20 protein-coding genes are annotated in these 20894 nt (G+C 62.2%); 8 read left to right on the forward strand and 12 right to left on the reverse strand.

Features of this window, described 5'->3' with window-relative positions:
- The 3 genes from AB3X96_RS18685 to AB3X96_RS18695 form a co-directional block, all read left to right on the forward strand.
- A partial coding sequence (locus AB3X96_RS18685) for a YadA family autotransporter adhesin (protein ID WP_368590848.1) occupies nucleotides 1-1887 on the forward strand: 1887 nt, incomplete at its 5' end.
- A gap of 51 nt (nucleotides 1888-1938) precedes the next feature.
- Nucleotides 1939-2172, forward strand: a complete 234-nt coding sequence (locus tag AB3X96_RS18690; protein WP_368590849.1) for a hypothetical protein — start codon at nucleotides 1939-1941, stop codon at nucleotides 2170-2172.
- 274 nt (nucleotides 2173-2446) lie between these two features.
- Nucleotides 2447-4663 carry a beta-glucosidase gene (locus AB3X96_RS18695; RefSeq protein ID WP_368590850.1) on the forward strand — a complete coding sequence of 739 codons (2217 nt, stop codon included), beginning with the start codon at nucleotides 2447-2449 and terminating at the stop codon, nucleotides 4661-4663.
- 60 nt (nucleotides 4664-4723) lie between these two features.
- Here AB3X96_RS18695 and AB3X96_RS18700 read toward each other — a convergent pair whose 3' ends face one another.
- The 4 genes from AB3X96_RS18700 to AB3X96_RS18715 form a co-directional block, all read right to left on the reverse strand.
- The gene (locus AB3X96_RS18700; protein WP_368591063.1) at nucleotides 4724-6046 is read right to left on the reverse strand and encodes an amidohydrolase family protein; all 1323 of its coding nucleotides are present in this window, start codon (nucleotides 6044-6046) and stop codon (nucleotides 4724-4726) included.
- Nucleotides 6047-6415: 369 nt separating this feature from the next.
- Entirely contained in the window at nucleotides 6416-7021 is a 606-nt protein-coding gene (locus AB3X96_RS18705; protein WP_368590851.1) for a hypothetical protein, read from the reverse strand.
- 17 nt (nucleotides 7022-7038) lie between these two features.
- Nucleotides 7039-7578, reverse strand: coding sequence for a thioredoxin family protein (locus tag AB3X96_RS18710; RefSeq protein WP_368590852.1), 540 nt, complete (start codon nucleotides 7576-7578; stop codon nucleotides 7039-7041).
- Between the two features lies 1 nt (nucleotide 7579).
- A complete protein-coding gene (locus AB3X96_RS18715; protein ID WP_176125871.1) occupies nucleotides 7580-8296 on the reverse strand; it encodes a cytochrome c biogenesis CcdA family protein in 717 nt (238 codons plus the stop codon).
- A 374-nt stretch (nucleotides 8297-8670) separates the two neighbouring features.
- Between AB3X96_RS18715 and AB3X96_RS18720 the strand changes: the two genes are divergently transcribed.
- The 3 genes from AB3X96_RS18720 (at nucleotide 8671) to AB3X96_RS18730 (ending at nucleotide 11323) form a co-directional block, all read left to right on the forward strand.
- A complete protein-coding gene (locus AB3X96_RS18720; protein WP_368590853.1) occupies nucleotides 8671-9714 on the forward strand; it encodes an alpha/beta fold hydrolase in 1044 nt (347 codons plus the stop codon).
- Between the two features lie 382 nt (nucleotides 9715-10096).
- The gene (locus AB3X96_RS18725; protein ID WP_368590854.1) at nucleotides 10097-10447 is read left to right on the forward strand and encodes a DUF4148 domain-containing protein; all 351 of its coding nucleotides are present in this window, start codon (nucleotides 10097-10099) and stop codon (nucleotides 10445-10447) included.
- A gap of 87 nt (nucleotides 10448-10534) precedes the next feature.
- The gene (locus AB3X96_RS18730; protein WP_368590855.1) at nucleotides 10535-11323 is read left to right on the forward strand and encodes an alpha/beta fold hydrolase; all 789 of its coding nucleotides are present in this window, start codon (nucleotides 10535-10537) and stop codon (nucleotides 11321-11323) included.
- A gap of 23 nt (nucleotides 11324-11346) precedes the next feature.
- Here the strand turns inward: AB3X96_RS18730 and AB3X96_RS18735 are convergent, their stop codons facing one another.
- Complete coding sequence (locus tag AB3X96_RS18735; protein ID WP_368590856.1) at nucleotides 11347-11820, reverse strand: Lrp/AsnC family transcriptional regulator; 474 nt, start codon at nucleotides 11818-11820, stop codon at nucleotides 11347-11349.
- A gap of 336 nt (nucleotides 11821-12156) precedes the next feature.
- On the opposite strand from AB3X96_RS18735, the gene AB3X96_RS18740 reads away from it, so the two are divergent.
- Nucleotides 12157-12786 (forward strand): LysE family translocator, encoded by a 630-nt coding sequence (locus AB3X96_RS18740; protein ID WP_368590857.1) that lies wholly within the window; start codon nucleotides 12157-12159, stop codon nucleotides 12784-12786.
- A gap of 265 nt (nucleotides 12787-13051) precedes the next feature.
- On the opposite strand, the gene AB3X96_RS18745 is transcribed toward AB3X96_RS18740, so the two are convergent.
- From AB3X96_RS18745 to AB3X96_RS18770, 6 genes are all read right to left on the reverse strand, one after another.
- Complete coding sequence (locus tag AB3X96_RS18745; protein ID WP_368590858.1) at nucleotides 13052-13852, reverse strand: SDR family oxidoreductase; 801 nt, start codon at nucleotides 13850-13852, stop codon at nucleotides 13052-13054.
- Between the two features lie 105 nt (nucleotides 13853-13957).
- Nucleotides 13958-14113, reverse strand: coding sequence for a DUF3309 family protein (locus AB3X96_RS18750; protein WP_075643756.1), 156 nt, complete (start codon nucleotides 14111-14113; stop codon nucleotides 13958-13960).
- Between the two features lie 227 nt (nucleotides 14114-14340).
- Nucleotides 14341-14550: a hypothetical protein gene (locus AB3X96_RS18755; protein ID WP_368590859.1), complete on the reverse strand. Its 210-nt coding sequence runs from the start codon at nucleotides 14548-14550 to the stop codon at nucleotides 14341-14343.
- A 345-nt stretch (nucleotides 14551-14895) separates the two neighbouring features.
- Nucleotides 14896-15114 carry a hypothetical protein gene (locus AB3X96_RS18760; protein ID WP_368590860.1) on the reverse strand — a complete coding sequence of 73 codons (219 nt, stop codon included), beginning with the start codon at nucleotides 15112-15114 and terminating at the stop codon, nucleotides 14896-14898.
- A 186-nt stretch (nucleotides 15115-15300) separates the two neighbouring features.
- Nucleotides 15301-15600, reverse strand: coding sequence for a hypothetical protein (locus AB3X96_RS18765; RefSeq protein ID WP_176106811.1), 300 nt, complete (start codon nucleotides 15598-15600; stop codon nucleotides 15301-15303).
- An 88-nt stretch (nucleotides 15601-15688) separates the two neighbouring features.
- Nucleotides 15689-15958: a hypothetical protein gene (locus tag AB3X96_RS18770; protein ID WP_176106810.1), complete on the reverse strand. Its 270-nt coding sequence runs from the start codon at nucleotides 15956-15958 to the stop codon at nucleotides 15689-15691.
- A gap of 433 nt (nucleotides 15959-16391) precedes the next feature.
- Here AB3X96_RS18770 and AB3X96_RS18775 point away from each other — a divergent pair, with 433 nt between their 5' ends.
- Nucleotides 16392-18542, forward strand: a complete 2151-nt coding sequence (locus AB3X96_RS18775) for a protein kinase (protein WP_368590861.1) — start codon at nucleotides 16392-16394, stop codon at nucleotides 18540-18542.
- Nucleotides 18543-18570: 28 nt separating this feature from the next.
- Here AB3X96_RS18775 and AB3X96_RS18780 read toward each other — a convergent pair whose 3' ends face one another.
- Nucleotides 18571-20598: an SUMF1/EgtB/PvdO family nonheme iron enzyme gene (locus AB3X96_RS18780; RefSeq protein WP_368590862.1), complete on the reverse strand. Its 2028-nt coding sequence runs from the start codon at nucleotides 20596-20598 to the stop codon at nucleotides 18571-18573.
- Between the last annotated feature and the right edge of the window lie 296 nt (nucleotides 20599-20894).

Below are 20894 nucleotides of genomic sequence, written 5' to 3' on the forward strand. Positions count from 1 at the left end.
GCCGAAGCCGTGACGAACCTCGACGGTCGCACGACGCAGAACACGGGCGACATTGCGCAGAACGCGGGCGATATCGCGCTGAATGCAACTGACATCGCAAAGAACACGAGCAACATCGCGCAGAACGCGTCCAGCATCACGAACGTGCAGAACCAGTTGTCCGAAGGCACGGTGGGTCTGGTCCAGCAGGACGCAACCAGTCGTGACATCACGGTGGCAAAAGACGCTGACGGTTCGGTGATCAACGTGGCGGGCACCGCGGGCAACCGTACGGTGACGGGTGTGGCTGCGGGCGCAGTGCGGGCATCGAGCGTGGACGCGGTCAACGGTGGCCAGTTGTACGGCACGGCGTCGAGCACGGCCCGGGCGCTGGGCGGTGGTTCGATCGTGCTTGCGGATGGCTCGATCAGCGCGCCGAAGTTCAGCGTGGGCGGCACGACGGTGTACAGCGTGGCCGAAGCCGTGACGAACCTCGACGGTCGCACGACGCAGAACACGGGCGACATTGCGCAGAACGCGACCAACATCGCGAGCGTGCAGAACCAGTTGTCCGAAGGCACGGTGGGTCTGGTCCAGCAGGACGCGAACACGCGCGACATCACGGTGGCAAAAGACACCGATGGCACGGTGGTGAACGTGGCGGGCGCGGCGGGTAACCGCACGGTGACGGGCGTGGCGAATGGCGCAGTGAACGCATCGAGCGTGGATGCGATCAATGGCAGCCAGCTGTACGGCGCGGCATCGAGCACGGCCGAGGCACTGGGCGGCGGTTCGACCGTGAACGCAGACGGTACGCTCAGCGCACCGAGCTACAGCGTAGGCGGCACGACGGTGCACAGCGTGGGCGATGCCGTCACGAACATCGACGGTCGCACGACGCAGAACACGGAGGACATCACGAAGCTGCAGACCCAGGTGGGCGATGTCGGCACGCAACTGTCGGCCGCGGTGCAGTACGACCGTCACGCTGACGGCTCAGTGAACTTCGGTGCCGTGACGCTGGGTGGAGGCCAGAGCACGGGTCCGGTGATTCTGACCAACGTGGCCAACGGCTCGAGCCAGTATGACGCGGTGAACTACGGCCAGTTGTCCGCGTTGCAGAACCAGGTAACGGACCTGAACGGCCAGGTGTGGAATCTCGGCAGCCAGATGTCGAACCTCCAGCCGGGCAACTCGGTCTCCGAGGCAGAAGACGCTTCGTCTTCGGGTGTCGGTAACGACGTGGGGGTCAATGTCGCTACGCCGGGTACCGGTGCGGGCAGCACGACGGCCGGAGCAGGCGCGGCAGCGTCGGGCAACTACGCCACGGTGATTGGCGCGAGCGCCAACGCAGCAGCGGACAACGCGGTGGCAGTCGGTGCCAACGCGGCTGCAACCGGCGCCAACTCGACGGCGATCGGCACGGGCTCGCAGGCTGCCAATGCGAACTCGGTGGCGTTGGGTCAGGGTTCGGTGACGGATCGCGACAACTCGGTGTCGGTGGGTTCGGCCACGCAGCAGCGTCAGATCACCAACGTTGCAGCGGGTACGGCGGACACGGACGCGGTCAATGTCGGTCAGATGAACAGCTCGGTTGCGCAGGGCGTGCAGCAGGCGAACAACTACACCGACATGCGGTTCAACGACTTGAACAGCACGATCGACAGTATCGCGAAGAAGTCATATTCCGGCTCGGCAGCGGCGATCGCCACGGCCAATCTGCCCCAGGCTCCTGCCGCGGGCAAGAGCATCGTAGCCGTCGCAGGCGGAACGTATGCAGGCCAATCCGCAGTTGCCGTCGGTTTGTCGACGTTCACGCGTAACGGCAAATGGATCATCAAGGCTTCGGGCTCGACCACCACCGCGGGTTCGTTCGCCGTCGGCGCCGGCGCCGGTTTCGTCTTCTAAACTGGAGAACGGCACACGGATAGACTAACGAAAGAAACGGAACCGGGCGGGATGTGCGAACATCCCGCCCGTTTTTTTTGGGGGGCTTCTCAACGGAATTTCAATGATTACGTGGTGCGTCGCTATGCAATCGATACGAGTCCGCTCGAGCAATTCGAGGCCGAGGCATTTGCCAGCATGCGGATTCCGCCCGGCGAAATTGGCCGGCCAACATCAGAAATAGTTTCTCCCGCCGAATTTCCAATAAGAGACCGAAAGAAATTGCTGGCGCGCTATTCAACTTGATTCATTAACTTTCAATTGAATTATGTAAGAAAAGGCCTTATGCCCCATTACGCATAAAATTGCCGGCATTAGTAAAACTACCGATGCTGTAGTCAGACTACATTCTTACATTACTCACCACGGAGAGTCGCTACAGCCCATCCAGTTGCCCCCGATTCTTCTTCCAACAGGCAAACGTTTGCAGTCATCGCTGCATGCCTGTTTTCGCGTCCGCTTTCCACCCACTCGACGCGCTCCGTTGTCCCAAGAAGAGCACAATTTCGGAGAGACACCTATGCAGAAGAAACTATGGCCGGCCGTCGCGATAGCGGCGGCCGTGAGCGCTGCTGCGCACGCGGAAATGCCCACTCCTGGTCTCGACTTCGCACCCATGTCGACGGTGCTGAACGCGTTCGCGTCGGCGGCCGCGCATCGGCGCGCGGAAACGCTCATCAACAAGATGACGATCGACGAAAAACTGCAGTTCATTCATTCGGAGTACGCGATGTCCGCCGTGCCGGGCGGCGGCGCGGGCTACATTCAGGGCGTGCCGCGTCTCGGCATTCCCGACCTGAACATGGTCGACTCAGCCACCGGTTCGGGCAGCACCAACCAGCCATCGACGACCTTCCCGGCGACGCTCGCGGTGGCGGCGAGCTGGGACCGCGCGCTGTCGTGGAACTTCGGCAAGCAGATCGCGATCCAGTTGCGTCAGCAGGGCTTCGGCATGGGCCTCGGCGGTGGCACCAACCTCGCGCGTGAGCCGCGCGGTGGCCGGCTCTTCGAGTATCTCGGCGAAGATCCGGTGCTCGCCGGTGAGATGCTCGCCGAACGCACCGACGGCACGCAAAGCCAGAAGGTCATCGCGACGATCAAGCACTACATGGGCAACGAGCAGGAACACAACCGCGGCGGCGGCAACAGCCAGATCGACGAGCGCACGATGCGCGAGCTCTATCTGCTGCCGTTCGAAATCGCCGCGCGCCGCGCGCAGCCGGGCAGCGTGATGTGCAGCTACAACGAGGTCAACGGCACCTATGCCTGCGAGAACTCGCACATTCTCAACGACGTACTGAAGAACGACTGGCACTTCGAAGGTCAGGTGCAGTCGGACTGGGGCGCGACGCATAGCACTGCCTCCGCGATCAATGCCGGTCTCGACGAAGAAGAAGACGTCGGTTCGACCGTCTATCTGACGCCCACGCTGGTCAAGCAGGCAATCGCGAACGGCTCGGTGTCGACTGCGCGCCTCGACGACATGGTCGAGCGCAAGCTGTACGTGATGATCCGCACGGGCGTGATGGACGATCCGCCGAAGGGTGGCGCGACCATCGACTTCTCGGCCGCGAGAGCCTTCACGCAGTCGGTCGAAGAGCAGTCGATGGTACTGCTGAAGAACGCTGGCAATCAGTTGCCGCTGTCCGCCGGTTCGCTGTCGCGTATCGCGGTTATCGGCGGCCACGCCGACGCGGCGGTGTTGACGGGCGGCGGTTCGGGCAACACCCGCGATCCGGTGACGGGCGCATTCGCCGGTTGCGGCGGCTTGACGTTCGGCACGGAGACGGGCTGCAGCTGGTGGACCAACCCGTGGCTGAAGCTGAACACCCCGATCGTGTCGGCGATCAAGGCGCTCGCGCCGCAGGCCACGGTGACCTTCGCCGGCAACAGCGATCAGCAGTCGCCGTTTGCCGCCTATACGCAGCAGCAGATCACCCAGGCAGCAACGCTGGCCGCGAACTCCGACGTCGCGATCGTCGTGGTCGCGCAGCCGGCCGGCGAGGATATCGGCGATCTGCCGAGCCTGGGCCTCGCGAATCCGACCAACCAGGATGCACTCGTCGAAGCGGTTGCGGCCGCCAATCCGCATACGATCGTCGTCGTCGAAAGCGGCAACCCGGTGCTGATGCCGTGGAAGGACAGCGTGTCGGCGATCGTCGAAGCATGGTATCCGGGCGAAGGCGGCGGCAACGCGATTGCGAACGTGCTGTTCGGCAAGGTCAATCCTTCTGGCAAGCTGCCCGTCACGTTCCCGGTGCGCGACCAGGACACGCCGACGTGGGGCACGAATGGCGCGTTTGCGGCGAACCCGGTGTACTCCGAGAAGCTCGATATGGGCTATCGCTGGTACGACTCGCAGAACATCACGCCGATGTTCGAGTTCGGCTACGGCCTGTCGTACACGCACTTCGCGTACTCGGGTCTATCGGTTCAGCATCTCCCCGGCGGTCTGGTCGATGTGTCGTTCAACGTGCGTAACGATGGGCGCGTCGCCGGTGCCGAAGTGCCGCAGGTGTACCTCGGCGTACCGTATCAGGGTGAGCCGCCGCGGCGTCTCGTCGGCTGGGACAAGGTTGGTCTGAACCCGGGCGAATCGCGTCGCGTGCACGTGGTCGTAACGCAGCGCATGCAGAGCGTGTGGGATACCACGAACAACCGTTGGCTCTATGTGCCGGGCAGCACGGTGTACGTCGGCGCATCGTCGCGCGACATCCGTCTGCAAGGGCACGGCTAAATGGTGTGACGTCGTAGCGATCGCGGGCGCGCGAAGTTGCGCGCCCGCTTGTATTGCCGATTACGCTTTCAGCGTGTTCTTGTAGAACTTTCCATCCTTCATCACGATCCGCAGGTTCTGCTCCGGGTTAGCCATCAGGTCGAGATTCTCGAGCGGATTGCCATCGACGAGAAGCAGATCGGCGTATGCACCTTCTTCGAGTACGCCGAGCTTGCGCGGATACGGATTGCGGTGCCCGGCCAGCGCGAGTAGTTGTCCATTGGTGCCCGTTGCGATGGTCAATGCCTCAGCTCCGTTGTACCACCGCTTCATATGCGTGAGCATCCTGCCTTGCCCCGCGGCCACGGTCTGCGAAAAGATAAGGTCCGTGCCGAATGCGACCTTGATGCCATGCTTGCGCGCGAGTTTGAAAGCGCGATCGGTGCCCGCAATCACTTCGAGAAATTTCTCGCGGCTCTGTGGGGCGAGCGGGCCCACGTCGTCTTCGTTGACGAACGGCTGCGTGCTCAACCACGTGCCGTTCTTCGCCATCAACGCCGCAGTCTTGTCGTCCATCAGATGACCGTGCTCGACGCACTGCACGCCCGCCGCAACGGAGCGCTGAACCGCTTCTGGCACGTACGCATGCGTGAGGACATAGGTGCCCCAGTCGGCCGCTGTTTCGACGGCCGCGCGCAACTGCTTTTCGGTAAAGGTGAGCATGTCGAGCGGACTGCGCGGCGTCGATACGCCACCGGAGCCGACCAGTTTGATCTGCGTCGCGCCCTGGATGAACTGCTCGCGCACGCGCAAGCGGACTTCGTCCTCGGTGTCGGCGATTGCGAAGCCACCGTCCCGCTCCAATTGAGTGACCTGGCTGCTGGTGCGCGGCAGTTCGGTCAGTGCGCGGAAATCGCCGTGACCGCCGGTGGTCGTGATCATCGCGCCGGACGGATAGATGCGCGGTCCGGAAATCATGCCGCTATCGATTGCCTGCTTCAGCGCGAATGACGGGCCGCCCGCGTCGCGGATCGTCGTGAAGCCGCGCAGTAGCGTGCGTTCCGCTTCAGCGCTTGCCGCGATATGAACGAGTGAAATGTCCGATTGAAGGATGACCTGAACCGGCACCGCCGCGAGCAGCGCATGCCAGTGCATGTCGATCATGCCGGGCATCATCACCTTGCCAACGCAATCGACCAGCGTTTTGCCGTCGCTCGAAGCCGGTTGCCCTCGACCCAACTGGCTGATGCTGTCACCCTCGACAACCATATAGAGGCCGTCACGCAACGTCGACGACTTGCCATCGAACAAACGGAAGTTCGTGAACAGCACCGGCTTCGCGGGCGGTCCTGGCGGCACGGTGGTTTGGGCATTGCTGAGCCCGGGCATTACGAGACTCAGCATCGAGGCGGCGAGACCAGTGACAAAACCGCGGCGCGACAGGTCGGCGCTAATACGGCGGTTTGCATATTGCACTTGTGACTTGTCACAAAGACATGAGGAAGATGGACTGACTATTTTATTGCCAAGATACTTTCCTGAAGGCATAGCTCACCCCATTACGTGGACCACGGTGCATCGAAAGCCGCCGTCTGACTACAGTTCACAATTGGCGACGTGAGAGTCAAGCCAGCACAGAGTATCTGCTGCGAACGATGATGGCAAATGCGGGAGCGGAGTGCGGAAATGATCGGTCGAACTAAGGCCGCGATGCGACGAGCTGGCGTAGCGCGGCAGGCTCGCCTAACGGGTCGATGCGCAATCTTCGAGTATTCAGTGCCGGCGCTGAAATTCCCAATTGTCCGAACCGGACCGACAGAATCGCGGAGTGAGATGCATCGTTTGTCCTCTTGCACTGAGGTCGATTGCCGCGACCCGGCATGTTCGCGCCTCTTCCTTGACCGTGTGTGAGGGTGTGATGGTCGCGTGGACACGAGGCCTGTTGCGCGTAGCGTCGTTCGTCCAGTCGAGTGATTCGCCATCCTGCTTGGTATCGAGCGCCTGATTCACTGCGGACTGGATCGACGCGATGTCCGCTTGCCGCATCAGACTGATCGGCGTATCGCTCAGGAATCCAAGGTTGATGGCCGCATGAGCGCCCATTGTTCCCAGCACGAGCAAGCTACCAATAACCACTTTGTACAGCCGCGACGGTACTGACATGGGTTGGTTCTCCCGAGAACAGGTCATGCGCAGATCGATGGCCAGAAGGACAATAATGGCAATGACAGCCGATAGTACCATTGGAAAAGTCTCGACGAATACGCTCGTGCAGGGTTTCGTGGACGAAGAGAAGCCCGCCTGACCCGCACGGTTCGGGTCAGGCGGGCTTGTGCGATCACAGCTCGATCTAGTCTGATCGTCGGGGATCAGCGTCATCGCGACGGATCGCTTCGTCAGGTCTTCTGCGCGAGCAGCGCCTGAATCCTGGCTTCGGTCTGCGCATAGTCGCCTTCTCCAAAGTGCGAGTAGACGATATGACCTTGCTTGTCGATCAAATAGAAGGCGGGCCAGTACTGGTTGTTATACGCATTCCAGGTCGCGTACTGGTTGTCCTGCGCAACCGGATAGGTAATGCCGAGCCGCTTGAGCGCGGTCTTCACATTGCCGGTGTCGCGTTCGAACGGATATTCGGGCGTATGCACGCCGATCACCGTGAGCCCCTGATCCTTGTACTTCTGGTTCCAGCTTTTCACGTAAGGCAGCGTGTTGGCGCAATTGATGCAGCTATAGGTCCAGAAGTCGACGAGTACTACTTTGCCGCGCAACTGCTGCAATTTGAGCGGCTCGCTATTGAGCCATTGCGTGATGCCTGTGAGCTCGGGTGCGGGCGGCCCGCTTTCCTGCGGCGCGGCGATCGCGGCCGTACTCGCCGCGATCAACGCGCAGGCGGCAAACGCGGCGGACAGTGCGAAGCTTTTCAATCGGGTAGTCATGTCAGAGTCCTTTGAGTGAGGGGAAAAGGCCGGCGAGCCGCGCGTACAGCAGCACGTCGTACTGCAAATAGATGGCGAGTGCGGTCAGCATCACCAGTACGCCGAATACCTGTTGCAGACGCTCTGCGTGACGCGAGACGACACGTACATGACGCGTCACGTAATGTCCGCCATAGATGATCGCGAGCATTGGAATCGCTGCGCCGATCGCATACAGCGTGAGCAGCAGGGCCGACCAACCGAGGTCCTGAGCCTTGACGACGAGCACGAGAATCGACGCGAGCACGGGGCCGGCGCAGGGCGTCCATACCGCGCCGAGCGACATGCCGAGCACGAATCCACCCGCGTTGCCGCTGCCCGGCTGAGTGCCCGGCGCAATGGCCGCGCCGATCCGGTCGAGCGGTCCTTGCAGTTGCGCGACGAGCCAGTCGTAGGGGCGCGGCCAGATACGCAGAAGTCCGGACAGTGCGAGCAACGCGATGCCGGTATTGCGCAGTACCTGTTGCGCGACGTGCACGGTGCTCGACACAGCGCCCAATAGCAGCGCGAAAGACGCGAAGGTCAGAATGAAGCCGGCAACGATGAAGAGTGGCCGCGTACGGCTCGGTTGTTCGACGGAAGTGCCGAGCAGGATCGGCATCACCGGCAGCACGCAGGGAGAGGCAATCGTCAGCAACCCGGCGAGTAGGGCGAGCGGAGTTTCGAGGGTACTGTGCATGATGGGCGTTCCGTTGGCTGGGATGACCGTATTGGAACGCCCACGCGTATCTGATTTATGTCGGCGATAAGGCGCGGTTGCAATGTTGTGTGTCCGCGCACGGCGCAGATACATTGCGACACAAACCGGCTGACGAGTCGATGCGCGCTGCGGTGGCTGCAGCGCTGGTGGGATGCGTGATCAGCGCGTCCTGCATGTGATTAGTCGACTACGATTGATGCGTTGCCCGTAAAGCAACGATGCGTGAACTTAGTTGCTCTTGGTGACGGCGGCCTGCGCTGTCACCATTCATCTCAAGCGGGAGGCTGCGCGACATCGCGCGCGAGCGGACCCGATCAATTCCGTATCCAAGCCTTGCTTGAAGGAGAACAACCATGTCGGATCAGATCAATAGCCGTCGCCGCCGCTTTCTCGGAACGGCGGTTGCGGGTATCAGCCTGCTCGAATTGGGGCTGAGCGGGCTCGCGCATGCGCAATCGGCCGACACGGCCGGCAATGCGAAAGCAGGTGCGCGCGTGGCGACGTTCGAGAACATTCGCTCGATCAATGCGGGCACGCTGAGCATCAGCTATGCGGAAGCGGGCCCGCAGAACGGACCGGTGGTCATGCTGCTGCACGGCTGGCCTTATGACATCTACAGCTTCGCCGAAGTAACGCCGTTGCTGACGGCGGCCGGTTATCGAGTGATCGTGCCTTACCTGCGCGGCTACGGCGGCACGCGTTTTCTGTCGGCCGATACGCCGCGCAACGGTCAACAGGCGGTGGTCGCGGTCGACATCATCAACCTGATGGACGCGCTGAAAATCGACAAGGCCGTGCTCGGCGGCTTCGACTGGGGCGCGCGCACGGTGAACATCGTCGCCGCGCTGTGGCCGCAACGCGTGAAGGCGATGGTGTCGGTGAGTGGATATCTGATCGGCAGCCAGGAGGCTAACCGCGCGCCGTTGCCGCCGAAGGCCGAGCTCGCGTGGTGGTATCAGTTCTATTTCGCCACCGAGCGTGGCCGCGCGGGTTATGAAGCGAACCGTCATGACTTTAACAAGCTGATCTGGCATACCGCCTCACCGAAATGGAATTTCGACGATGCCACGTTCGAGCGCTCCGCCGAATCGTTCAATAACCCGGACCATGTTGCCGTGGTGATTCACAACTACCGCTGGCGTCTTGGACTCGCGCAGGGCGAGCCGCAATACGACGAACTCGAAAAGCGCCTCGCCACCGGACCGACGATCGCGGTGCCGACCATCACGCTCGAAGGGGATGCGAACGGCGCCGCGCATCCCGAGCCCGCTGCGTACGCGAAGAAGTTTACCGGCAAGTATCAGCACCGCAACGTCAGCGGCGGCATCGGCCACAACCTGCCGCAGGAAGCGCCGAAAGCTTTTGCGCATGCGATTCTCGACGTCACGCGCATTTGATCGAGCCGGCGCTCGCCGGCTTCTCTCTTCTGAACGGAACCCCAGCAGTCGAACGCACGGCTGCTGGGGTTTCTTCATGGGTGGGCCCATTTGCACCACACCTGCAACCCGCACGACACACATGCCACGCCGGCGCTGAACCGCATGTTCGGAAGCGGGCTTTGTATCGCAATGTATCAACGGCGTACGCAGACAAACACGCTTGCAGAAATGGGGGGTGACGAAAACATTGCAGATACGTTGGGGCGTTCTAATGTCTTTACGCAAGGTTGATTCACGACGTTGCGTGTGAATCAGGCGGGGCGTCACAGTGTATCTGCGCTGATGGCTTTGTGTCCCGCTCAATCCTTATCCCTGATGTTTTGATACCCGGAGAAGACTCATGAAACTCGTCCAATCGCTGATCGTCGCTGCACTCGTCGCTGCTCCCGTTGTCTCGTTCGCGCAATCGCAATCGCAACCGCAACAGGCGCTCACTCGTGCTGAAGTTCGCGCGGAGCTGATTCAATTGGAAAAGGCCGGCTACAACCCAGCTAGTGACAATGCGCAATACCCGCAGAACATCGAGGCAGCAGAAGCGCGTGTCAGCGCGGGCCAGGACGCTACCGCCTACGGCGGCGTCGCGAACGGCAGTTCGGCTTCGGGCTTGCACGTGCCGATGAAGCATGCGGCGGATCGCGTATATGACGGCTCCAACGTCGTCGGCCTCGGTTCCATCTACGCGCATTCGTGATCGACACAAATGAGCAAGCCGTCCGCGCGCATCGATTCATGTCGACGCGCGGACGCCTTGTTTAACCCACCTGACGAGATAAAAACGATGACCACGCTGCTGAAAAGAATTCTCGGTTCCGTTCTGTTGCTGGGCGGACTGTTCGCATTGCAGGCCACGCAGTTCGCGCAGGCTGCGCCGCCCGACGACCTGAAGGGCAAGAACGTCGTGCTCGTTCATGGCGCCTTCGCTGACGGGTCGAGCTGGGACAAAGTGATCCCGTTGCTCGAAGCGCGCGGCCTGCATGTCGTGGCCGTGCAGAATCCACTGAGTTCGCTCGCCGACGACGTGGCGGCAACCCGGCGCGTGATCGCGCAACAGAACGGACCTGTGATTCTGGTCGGCCATTCATGGGGCGGCGTGGTGGTTAGCGAAGCCGGCAACGACGACAAGGTGAAGAGCCTCGTATACGTCGCGGCATTTGCGCCGGACAACCGCCAGTCCATCGCCGACATCACGAAAGACAAACCCGCTCCGGTCTGGGCTAGCGAGTTGCGCAAGGACTCGGCCGGCTATCTGACGCTATCGACCCACGCGGTGCTCGACGACTTCGCGCAGGATCTGCCGCTGCCGCAGAAACGCCTGATCGCGGCGACGCAGCAGCCGTGGGCCGCTGGCTGTATCGACGACAAAGTGACGAACGCCGCCTGGCATGACAAGCCGTCGTATTTCGTGGTGTCGGGCCGCGACCGCATGATCGATCCGGCCTTGCAACTGGAGATGGCGAAGCACATCGACGCGAAGATCACGCGCGTCGACACGAGCCATGTCGCGATGCTGAGTCAGCCGCAAGCGGTGGCCGACGCGATCATCTCCGCCTCGGGGGCCGCGCATTAAAGCGCGCGCAGGCTGATCGCCAATCAGATTGCGATCGATGGAATGCTCTTCATGCAGCGCAACGCGAACATCGAGCGGCTATGGCGAATGCCTGCGATCTTGTAGAGCTTTTCGCGCAGGAAGCGTTCGTAGCCGGCGGTGCCGTCTACCGCGACCTTGACCAGGTAGTCGTAATCGCCGGACACCAGGTACGCTTCGAGTACTTCGCTGAGCGTGGCGAGCTCGGCGCCGAAGCGCGCGAGTGCATCTTCGTCGTGGCGGTCCAGCGTGACCTCGAGCAGCACGACGTCCGCGAAACCGAGCTTCTGCTGATCGAGCAAGGCAACATAGCCGCGGATATACCCTTCGTTTTCGAGCTGCCGCGTGCGATTCCAGCACGCGGTGGTCGACATGCCGACCAGTTCGGCAAGATCCGCATTGCTGAGCCGGGCGTTCTTTTGAAGCTCGCGCATGATCTTGCGATCGAGGGCGTCGAGCGGGCGGTTTCGGGCGTTCATCAACGATGTGGGGAGAATATTTTGTGAAACCACATTGTAGGTGAAGATCGTCCCAAATGGGCGGCATCAGTGGATGCGTTTAAGAAGCCTATCCAGCCGGGCTGCCGGTATATTTTCAACGTGCATTCATGCCCGGGACATCTGTCCGGACCGCAGGCCTCGCGCCGGCGATCCTCCGTGGCCAAAAGCCGTTTTTTCGGTGTCTCGCCGCCTTCACGGTAAGGCGGCACGCGGGCGAATTCCGGCGTTACCCACGCAGGAAGGCGCGCTCGCCGGGCATGGACGCATGTCGCCGCAGATGTCTTTCGCAACTCTCTTTTGCCTGCTGATTCGCCAATGCCGATCCAGTTGTATGTTTCGTTTCTTCTCGCGTCCGCCGTACTCGTTTATTCGCCCGGTCCGGTCAATGTTCTTACGATGAGTCAGGCGCTAAGCGCTGGATGGCGCGCGGCATTGCCCTGCGTATGGGGTGGCACCTGCGCGGTATTGCTGCAACTCGCATTTACCGCGTTGTGTCTGAACTCCCTATTGCTGATCGATGAGCGCGCGCTAATCGTGTTGCGCTGGGCCGGCGCGATTTATCTGGTTTATCTTGGTTTCAAACAATGGCGAAGCGGCGCATGCGCGGCTTCGCCGCTTCTGGCCAAGGAAGCAGGACAACGCGGTTTGTTTTGGCGCGGCTTTGCGACGTCGGGCCTGAATCCGAAAACGCTATTGTTCTTTCCGTCTTTCTTTCCACAGTTCATCAGTACTTCGTCGAATGAAACGCATTGGTCGGCCAATCATCAGTACTTTTTGCTGGCCAGTACTTTTGCACTGATGTTCGCGTTGGGCGTCGCATCGACGGCAATCTTCTCGCACCGTCTGCGCACGGTTCTGCAGCGGCCGGCGCGGCTGCGCGTCGTGAACCGCCTGATGGGTAGCTTGCTGGTTGGAATGGGCGCGCTGATGGCGGCGGTACGCTGACTACGAAACGAGCCGCATACCGCCGCCGCGGGGACAACGTCACCCTTATCGTCTGTACCGCGCGATATCAATGGAAAATGAGGTACAGGATGATCAGTACGATCAACGGAACGCCGAGTAGCCAGCCAATCAGGTAAGGCATGATGTCATCTCCTTTCGTATATAAGTTCGAATACGCAGGAGTGTCAGCAGGCCGCGTGCCTGAGTCGAAACGGCACTACGCTGCGACGCATAGGGGTGTCGTATCTCGTGCCCGTATCGTTCTTTAGCCGTTGTTCGAAAAGCCCGGATACAACGTCATCCCGCCATCGACGAACAGCGTCGTGCCGACGACGTAATCGCTTTCATCGGAAGCAAGCCACACCGCCGCCTTCCCGATATCTTCCACGGCGCCGACGCGTCCATAGGGAATCAACTGCAATAGTTTGTCGAGTGCCGCTTGCGAATCCCACGCGTCCTGATTGATCCGCGTACGGATCGCGCCCGGCGCAATCGAATTGACGCGAATGCGCTCGGGTGCCACTTCCTGCGCCAACGATTTCATGAACATCTGAACGCCGCCTTTCGACGCGGCGTAATTGACGCGCCCTGCCCACGGAATGACCTCGTGAACGGAACTCATGCAAATGATCTTGCCGAGCGCTTTCGATACGGCAGTCGGGCCGCGGCGGCGGAATTCTTTTACTGCGGCCTGGCAGGTCAGAAACTGGCCGGTCAGATTCGTCGACAGCACGAGTTGCCAATCGTCGAGCGTCATGTCGGCGAATGGGCTGTCCTTCTGCAGTCCGGCATTCGCGACCACGATATCGACGCCGCCAAAGCGCGCGCGACTCGCCTCGAAGAGGTCCGCTACCTGAGGGGGATTGGATACGTCTGCCTGGATCGCGATTGCCGATCCACCGGATTTTTCTATTTCTTCGGCGAGTTTTTCATCAGGTTGCGCGTGCGAATGATAATTGAGCACGACCGCCGCGCCAGCATCCGCGAGTGCTTTGGCGACGCCATAGCCGATTCCCGAACTCGCGCCGGTAATCAGCGCGACCTGATTGGCCAGTAACTTTTCCATTTGAGTGCTCCGGCAACGACGAAAGGCGAAGCCGCCACCTACCGGCACGCGACATCGCGCGGATAGACGGCGGCCCGCCTGGTGTTGCAGTCCACGACGCGTGGCCTATATCACGCCGGCAACCAGCAGAACGATTACCACGATCAATACGACGCCGAGTCCGCCGGTCGGACCATAGCCCCACGCCCGGCTGTGCGGCCACGCCGGAAAAGCGCCGATCAGCAGCAGAATCAGCACGATGAGAAGAATGGTTCCTAGCATGTTATGACCTCCGCCTGGTTGAAGGGGACCTGCTGTACCCAGGTTGCCCACAGGGCCGCAGGGTCATCCCTAGAGAGCAAACCGCGTACCCAGGGCCGATCCTTTAAGAGGATCACAGTGGCAGCGCACGCCGCGTGCGGAGATTCGCGAGTCAATTAAAACGGCACCCATTGCGCTCAGAACATGAGCCGGGTGCCGTTTTTCCAATTGCGGACACGTCGCGCGTCCTATAGAAGGTAGGGTCCGTTGATGCGGCCTTCGAAGATCGCGGTGTTGATGTCCCAATCGTCGACGGTGCCCGTGCCGCCACCGTCCACCTTGACGACTACCGATCGGCCGCCGCGCAGCGTCTTCATCTGTTCGGCGCTCAGCGTTTTATCGTCGGATGGCTCGCCAGCGCCGGGCGGCAGGTCTTTGATGATCACAGTGGCTTTCATGGCATTTCTCCTTGACGTGAAAAGGCGAGCACAGTGCGGCGCCCGCCTCGATTTCTGCAAGGGCTATGCCAACGTAGGGGAAGTGAGCCGCAAAATGGAGCGGGGGCCGCGATGCGAAACCTGGCAAGGATCCGCGCGATAGCCGCATTGAATCACACCGGATACGACCGCGATCTCGAGTCGAAGTGTTTGCGCGCGTCGCACGGGTCGCGTGCGAATGGTTGGGGCGCAGCGCAGCGCCGAGCGTGGCGAACCGAGGCGTGCAACACTCTATCGCAAGCCCAAACGGAAACGGCACGCGCCCTGTGCGCGTGCCGTGATGCTGAAACGCCCCCGCGAGCAATGCTAGCGGCGTCGCCCTTTGCGCGGCGCAGCGGCTTCCGCGATACGCAGATGCGCGGCCGGAAAGCCCGGCGGGTATTCGACGACGCGCGTCGCGGCCGGCACCAGCGGCGCGGCGAGACTCGACCGCGCGCCGACACGAGCGCCGCCGACGATCGCGGCCATCGCCTCGCGGTCGAGTTCGACGCTTTCGGTCAGATCCTTGATGCTCAGCTTGGCCATGACGGCTCCAGAAAAACGCGCCGGCGGCCAGACCCGTTCGGGTTCCGGCCGCCGGGCTCGGAATGTGTTCAGTGTGCTATTCGTTTTACTGCGGTCTCAACGCACTATCAGTATAGGAAATCCGTTCGCGGCGTGCGCGGTCGTGGTGCTGTCGCGGCAGTGAAGGAACCCCCGGTCCCCCGCGGCTTACACGGCGGAGAGGTTCGCGCCCGCCAGGATCGGATCGACTTTCAGCTTCGGCAGCACGACGTCCGAGCCGATAAAGCCGATGTCATTGAGCGCTGCGACATTGACGATTTGCTGTTGAGCCAGATTCTGAGTGACGTTGACATTGACGTTGACGTTGGCGATGCCGGCAAGGCTGCCGAGACCACCAGGGCCCGAGGGCATGGGCACGTTGCTGCCGGTGCCGCCGGCGATCCCGGACATGGTCCGGCGATCGAGTTCGCGCGCGCCGGGCAGATCGCGAATCATGAGGGATGACATGGCGTTTCTCCTAAAACGTATGGAAGGCGGACATGCATGGCTTGCGGCGAAGCGGCCCGCGACAGCGGGCGCCTCGCCGCGCCATGCATTAGTGGCCGTTAGAGTTGCTCGACACGACATACGGGCTGAGCGTCGAGTCGATGCCTTCGGAGAACGCAACGTTGTTGCCGTTGGCGTTCTGGAAGTTCAGGTCGTTGTTGATGAATTGCGAGGTGGTGCTGTTCTTGATGCTCGTCGGCGCATAGACCGGGGCGAAGCTGTAGTACTGGCTGGGGCCATAGCCACCGCGTACGGCTTTCATGGCCTTGCTGTCGAGTTGTTCGGTAACGGACAGGTCTTTGATCATCAGCGTTTTCATGGTGAGTCTCCTGAAGGAAGTTTTCGCAGTGTCGCGAGTGGTTTCGAGCAATTCGTTTGCTCGGGCATCACTAATGCACAGGCTGTGCCAGTGCTGGCCACGTATCCCGAGAAAATCGACGAAGCCTTGTCGTATAAGGGTTTTGCGCGAGGTTCGGCCGCCGCGCCGGTCCGCTCGAAACGCGTTGACGCGCTCCAGGCGGTGGCGGCAGTCCGACATCGCGGCGGACCCTGTTGGCTCGCACGCGACATTGCACGCGACCCCATGCGGCGCGGCGCGCGGCTCATGCCTGGTTTGCCTGGTTTGCGAAAGCGCGGACCGGGAGCTAGTATCGAAACGGCACATGTAACTGGATACGACAGCTTCTCTATCGACCCGCGTGGCGTCGGTCGCATGCGACACGGTCCAGCGGCAACGGCGGTGCTTCGCAAAAATGGCTAGCCTTGCGCGTGTGATTCTCGACTTCCAGAGCGGCGAGCTGTCGCGCGACGAGTTCGTCGCGCAGCTCGACAGCGCCTTGGCGACCGAGCAACTCGGTCCGACGCGGCTGCTGGAGACGCTGTACGCCGCGCATCACAAGTCACCGTTGCCCGACGATCTCTATCTGGAAGTGCGGCGGCGCATCGAGCTGCTGCGCGTGTCGAACGTCGCGGCGGGTGGCGAGGAAACCGGCATACAGACCACGGTCGATCTACCGCCGCTGCGTTCGTCGAGCGCGGGCGGCGCTGGCAGCGCGAGTACCACTGGAAGCACCGCGCACGAAACCATCAAAGGCATCGGCGATACCCTGAACAACCGCTTCGTGCTCGAAGAGTGCCTCGGCGTGGGCGGCATGGGCACCGTGTACAAGGCGCTCGATCTGCGCAAGCTCGAAGCGTCGGACCGCAAGCCCTATCTCGCGATCAAGGTTCTGAACGTCCAGTTTCGCGGCAATCCGAATTCGCTGGTCGCGTTGCAGCGCGAAGCACGCAAGGCGCAGGTGCTCGCGCATCGCAACATCATCACCGTGTACGACTTCGACCGCGACGGGCCGATCGTCTATCTGACGATGGAGTATCTGAGCGGTAAGCCGCTCAGCCAGCTGCTGCGCACGCCTGGATATCAGGGGATGCCGGTGCGGGCCGCGCTGCCGATCGTGCGCGGCATGTGCGCGGCGCTCGCGTACGCGCACGAGCGCGGCTTCGTCCATTGCGATTTCAAACCCGCGAACGTGTTTCTGACCACCAATGCCGAAGTGAAAGTGATCGACTTCGGCATCGCGCGCGTATTCCAACGGCCGGAAGAGGAGAGCGACGCGACCGTGTTCGATCCCGGCAGTCTCGGCGCGTTGACGCCGGCCTATGCGAGCCCGGAGATGATCGAGCATCGCGAGCCTGACCCGCGCGACGACATCTACGCGCTTGGCTGCATCACCTACGAGCTGCTGACCGGACATCATCCGTTCGATCGCCTGTCGGCCACGCAGGCCCGCAATGCCGAGTTCAAGCCGCAGCGTCCGCCGAATCTCGATGCGCGCCAATGGCGCGCGTTGCGTGCCGCGTTGTCGTTCGACCGCAATACGCGGATGCCGAGCGTCGTGCGCTTTATCGCCGAGTTCGACAATGAAGCGCGCGCGGAGAAGTCCGGGTCGCTCGCATGGGCCGGGCTCGCTACGCTGGCCGTCGTGTGCGCGGTTACGGTGGGCGTGTTCGCTATTCGCTCGGGGTCCAACCGGCAGCAGGCCGCGCGTTCCGAGGCGGCGGGACCGCTGGGCGATCAGGTCGATCGGGCGGCTGCGGCGTCCGCTGTCGCGCCTGCAACGAATGCCGCACAGACAGCGCCTTCGGCAGGCGCGAATGAAGGCAGTACTACAACGGGTGGTGCGGCCGCAACCGCGACGCCGGCGCCCGCGCCCAGGCCCGCGTTGACGCTTGCCGCGATCACGCCCGCGCTTGCCCGGGTACCGTGTTCGGCTTTATCGGGCGCGGTGCAGGACCACGCCCTGACGGTGCGCGGTTTCCTGTCGCAGCGGTACGGCGCCGCGCGTCTGAAGCAGACCTTGGCGGCGCTGCCTGGCGTCGATACGGTGTCGCTCGACGTGCGGCCGCTCGCCGACGACAAATGCGACTTCGTCAAAACGCTTGCGCCGTTTCTGGTGCGCAACTGGCAGGCGGGACGGGCAGCGTCGCTGCATATGCGACCGCCAAGCGGTTTGCTGACCGAGAACGACTCGCTGGTGGTCGACCTGAAAGCGCCTCCGTTCGATTCCTTCGCGACCGTCGACTACTACCAGTTAGACGGCCACGTCGTGCACATGGTGCCGAGCCGTCTATGGCCGGACAACCAGATGCAGGCCAACGGCGGTCCGTACACGATCGGCAGCACTGCGGGCGATTGGACCGTTTCAAAGCCGTTCGGCTCGGAGATGGTGGTGCTGGTGGTGACCCCGGTGCCGCTGTTCGACAAGCTGCGCCCGGAAAGCGAAGCGCGCGCCGATTATCTGCGCGCGCTCGAGACGCGGTTGAAGCAGATCGGCGGCCAATACGGGCAGGATCGTCTATTGGCGGACTTCGCGCCGATTACGACCAAACCCGCCAAGCCATGATCCGTCAGAGAGCCAATCGAAACGGCCCTCAGCGCAAATCCTTGACGACGCGAAAACCGTTCTGCGATTGACGCACGCCCGCGCTGTATTTGAAGCGCGTCGCGCTGAGCATGTAGTCGCCGCCTTCGCGCCATGAGCCGCCGCGTATCGCGCGCATCTCGCAGCCGGGCGTGTCCCACGCGTGGCCGTCGGCGGGTGCGCCCTGATAGGAGTTGTGCCAGCAGTCGGCGGTCCACTCCCAGACGCCGCCGTTCATGTCGTACAGACCCAGCGGATTCGCGGCGAACGTGCCGACGTTTTCCGGTCCTTCCTTGTGCCACGGGTCGCCGCAGTCCTTGCAATTGGCGTTGCCCTTGCGCATCTGATCGCCCCACCAGTACGCGGTCGTGGTGCCGGCGCGATCCGCGTATTCCCATTCGGCTTCGGTCGGCAGACGGTACGGTTTGCCGGTGGTTTTGGCGAGCCATTTGACGTACTGCTGCGCGTCGTCCCAACTCAGATCGCGCGCGGGTGCGGTCTTGATGCTATTGCTCTCCGGGGTCAGCTTCTGGCATGCGCCGGCGGCGACGCACGCATTCCATTGCTCGACCGTCACCGGAAATTTGCCGATCGCGAAGGGTGCGCCGATGCTCACGCGATGCACGGGCTTTTCCGACGGGTCGTCGGTATTGCTGCCCATTGCGAACGAGCCGGCGGGTACGGCGACCATGATCGGACAGGCGGCGCAGTCGCGGATTTCACCGGCGGTCGGCGGATGGGCGACGGTCTTTTCGGCGAAGGGCGCAGCGGCGGCCGTGGCGGGCGGCGTCGGCGCTGGCGCGGCAGCGGGGCGCGGTGGTGGCGCGGCCGCGCTCGCTTGCGCCGCGGGATGCGCGACCTGGGCAGGTGGTGCGGGTGGCGCGACATGCCCGCTCTGCGCCGCGGGCGGGGCTGGTTGCGCACCACTCACCGCCGGAGTCGATGCCGCCGCGCGCAATCGATCGATACGCGCATGCGCGAGTGTGGCGAAGCGCCCATTTGGATAGGCCTTCAGATAAGCCTCGTAATCGGCTGGGTAGTTGCTGTCCTTGATCGACTCCCAGAACGTGATTTCGTATTGTTCGCCGCTTTCCTTCGGCATGATGCCGCGACTGCGCGGTATTACGGCGTGATCGTCCGACGTAATCCACGACGCGATAGTGCGTTCGCCACTGGTGGGAATGGAAGTACGCGCTACGGAGAGCCACGGCTGCTGCACTCCGCGAGTGGCGGCGCGCACCTCGGTGGCGACTTGTCGGAACAGCGCGGCGAGCGATCGGGACGATGCGTCGGCATCATCGAGCGCTTGCAGCAACGCACCGGTGTAGACGCCATGCCGCGGACCGTCCGCCGCGAAACCACCGGGCGCGGTTGCGTAGGCAATCACGGTGTTGGCAGCGAGCGTCGGTTGGTCGATCGCAATCTCGGCGGGCCTAAATGGATTGTCGAGGCAGGTATCGAGAATCAGCAGATTGAGCCGGCCGGCGCGAGCGGATTGCATCGCATGCAAGACGGTATTCAGTTCGACGCCGTTATTCAGCAGCGACACCGGTGCGCGGTTATCGGCTCGAGCATCGAGTCCCGCCGGCAACAGCAGCGTTTGTCCGGCTACCTGCATGCCGTGTCCGGCGAAATAGAACAGCCCGATATCGCCTGTCTTCAAACGTCGTTGAAATTCGTCGATCGCCGCGCGCATTTGCGGCGGCGTCGCATTCGTGCGCGTGATGACTTCGAAGCCACGCGCCCGGAGTGCAGCGCCGATCGATTCGGCGTCGCGCGGCGCGTTGGCGCGGATCGGGTTAGTGGCGTCGCCGTATTCGCCATTTCCTATCACGAGCGCGATACGCCGCGAATGGGTGTCCTCGCGTGACGAAGCAAAGGGTGAAAGGAGCAGAGCGGTATCCGCCGGCCGCCCCGGTTCACTCGTCATCGAAGCCGCACTCGGCTCGATGAATTCGCGTTGCGTCGCGGCACCGGCGCCGTCCCACTGCGCCTGGATTGCCCCAACCACGCACACCAGCAGGAATCGTCGCCACATCGTTTTATCCTGTTTGTACCGGACAGAATTCAGGCATTCGCGCACCACGATCGCGCTGTCCGCGCTCATTATTAACGATAGCACGCGCTTCGCGTCATAACTGTCCGGGAGTCCTGAACGCGTCATACGGTTAACGAGCATTGCGTATCTTTTTAGCAAGTTAAGTTCTAAGCTGATTCACAAAGTCACCTCACACGGCCGTTTTAACTAGGTGGCTGTCTACCGGTTTCAATCCGCGACAAGCCGCTCGAACACCCGGATGGCCATCGATAGCCGGGCCCAGCCATGACTCCTGT

Source organism: Paraburkholderia sp. BR13439 (assembly GCF_040948805.1).
Classification (GTDB): domain Bacteria; phylum Pseudomonadota; class Gammaproteobacteria; order Burkholderiales; family Burkholderiaceae; genus Paraburkholderia; species Paraburkholderia youngii.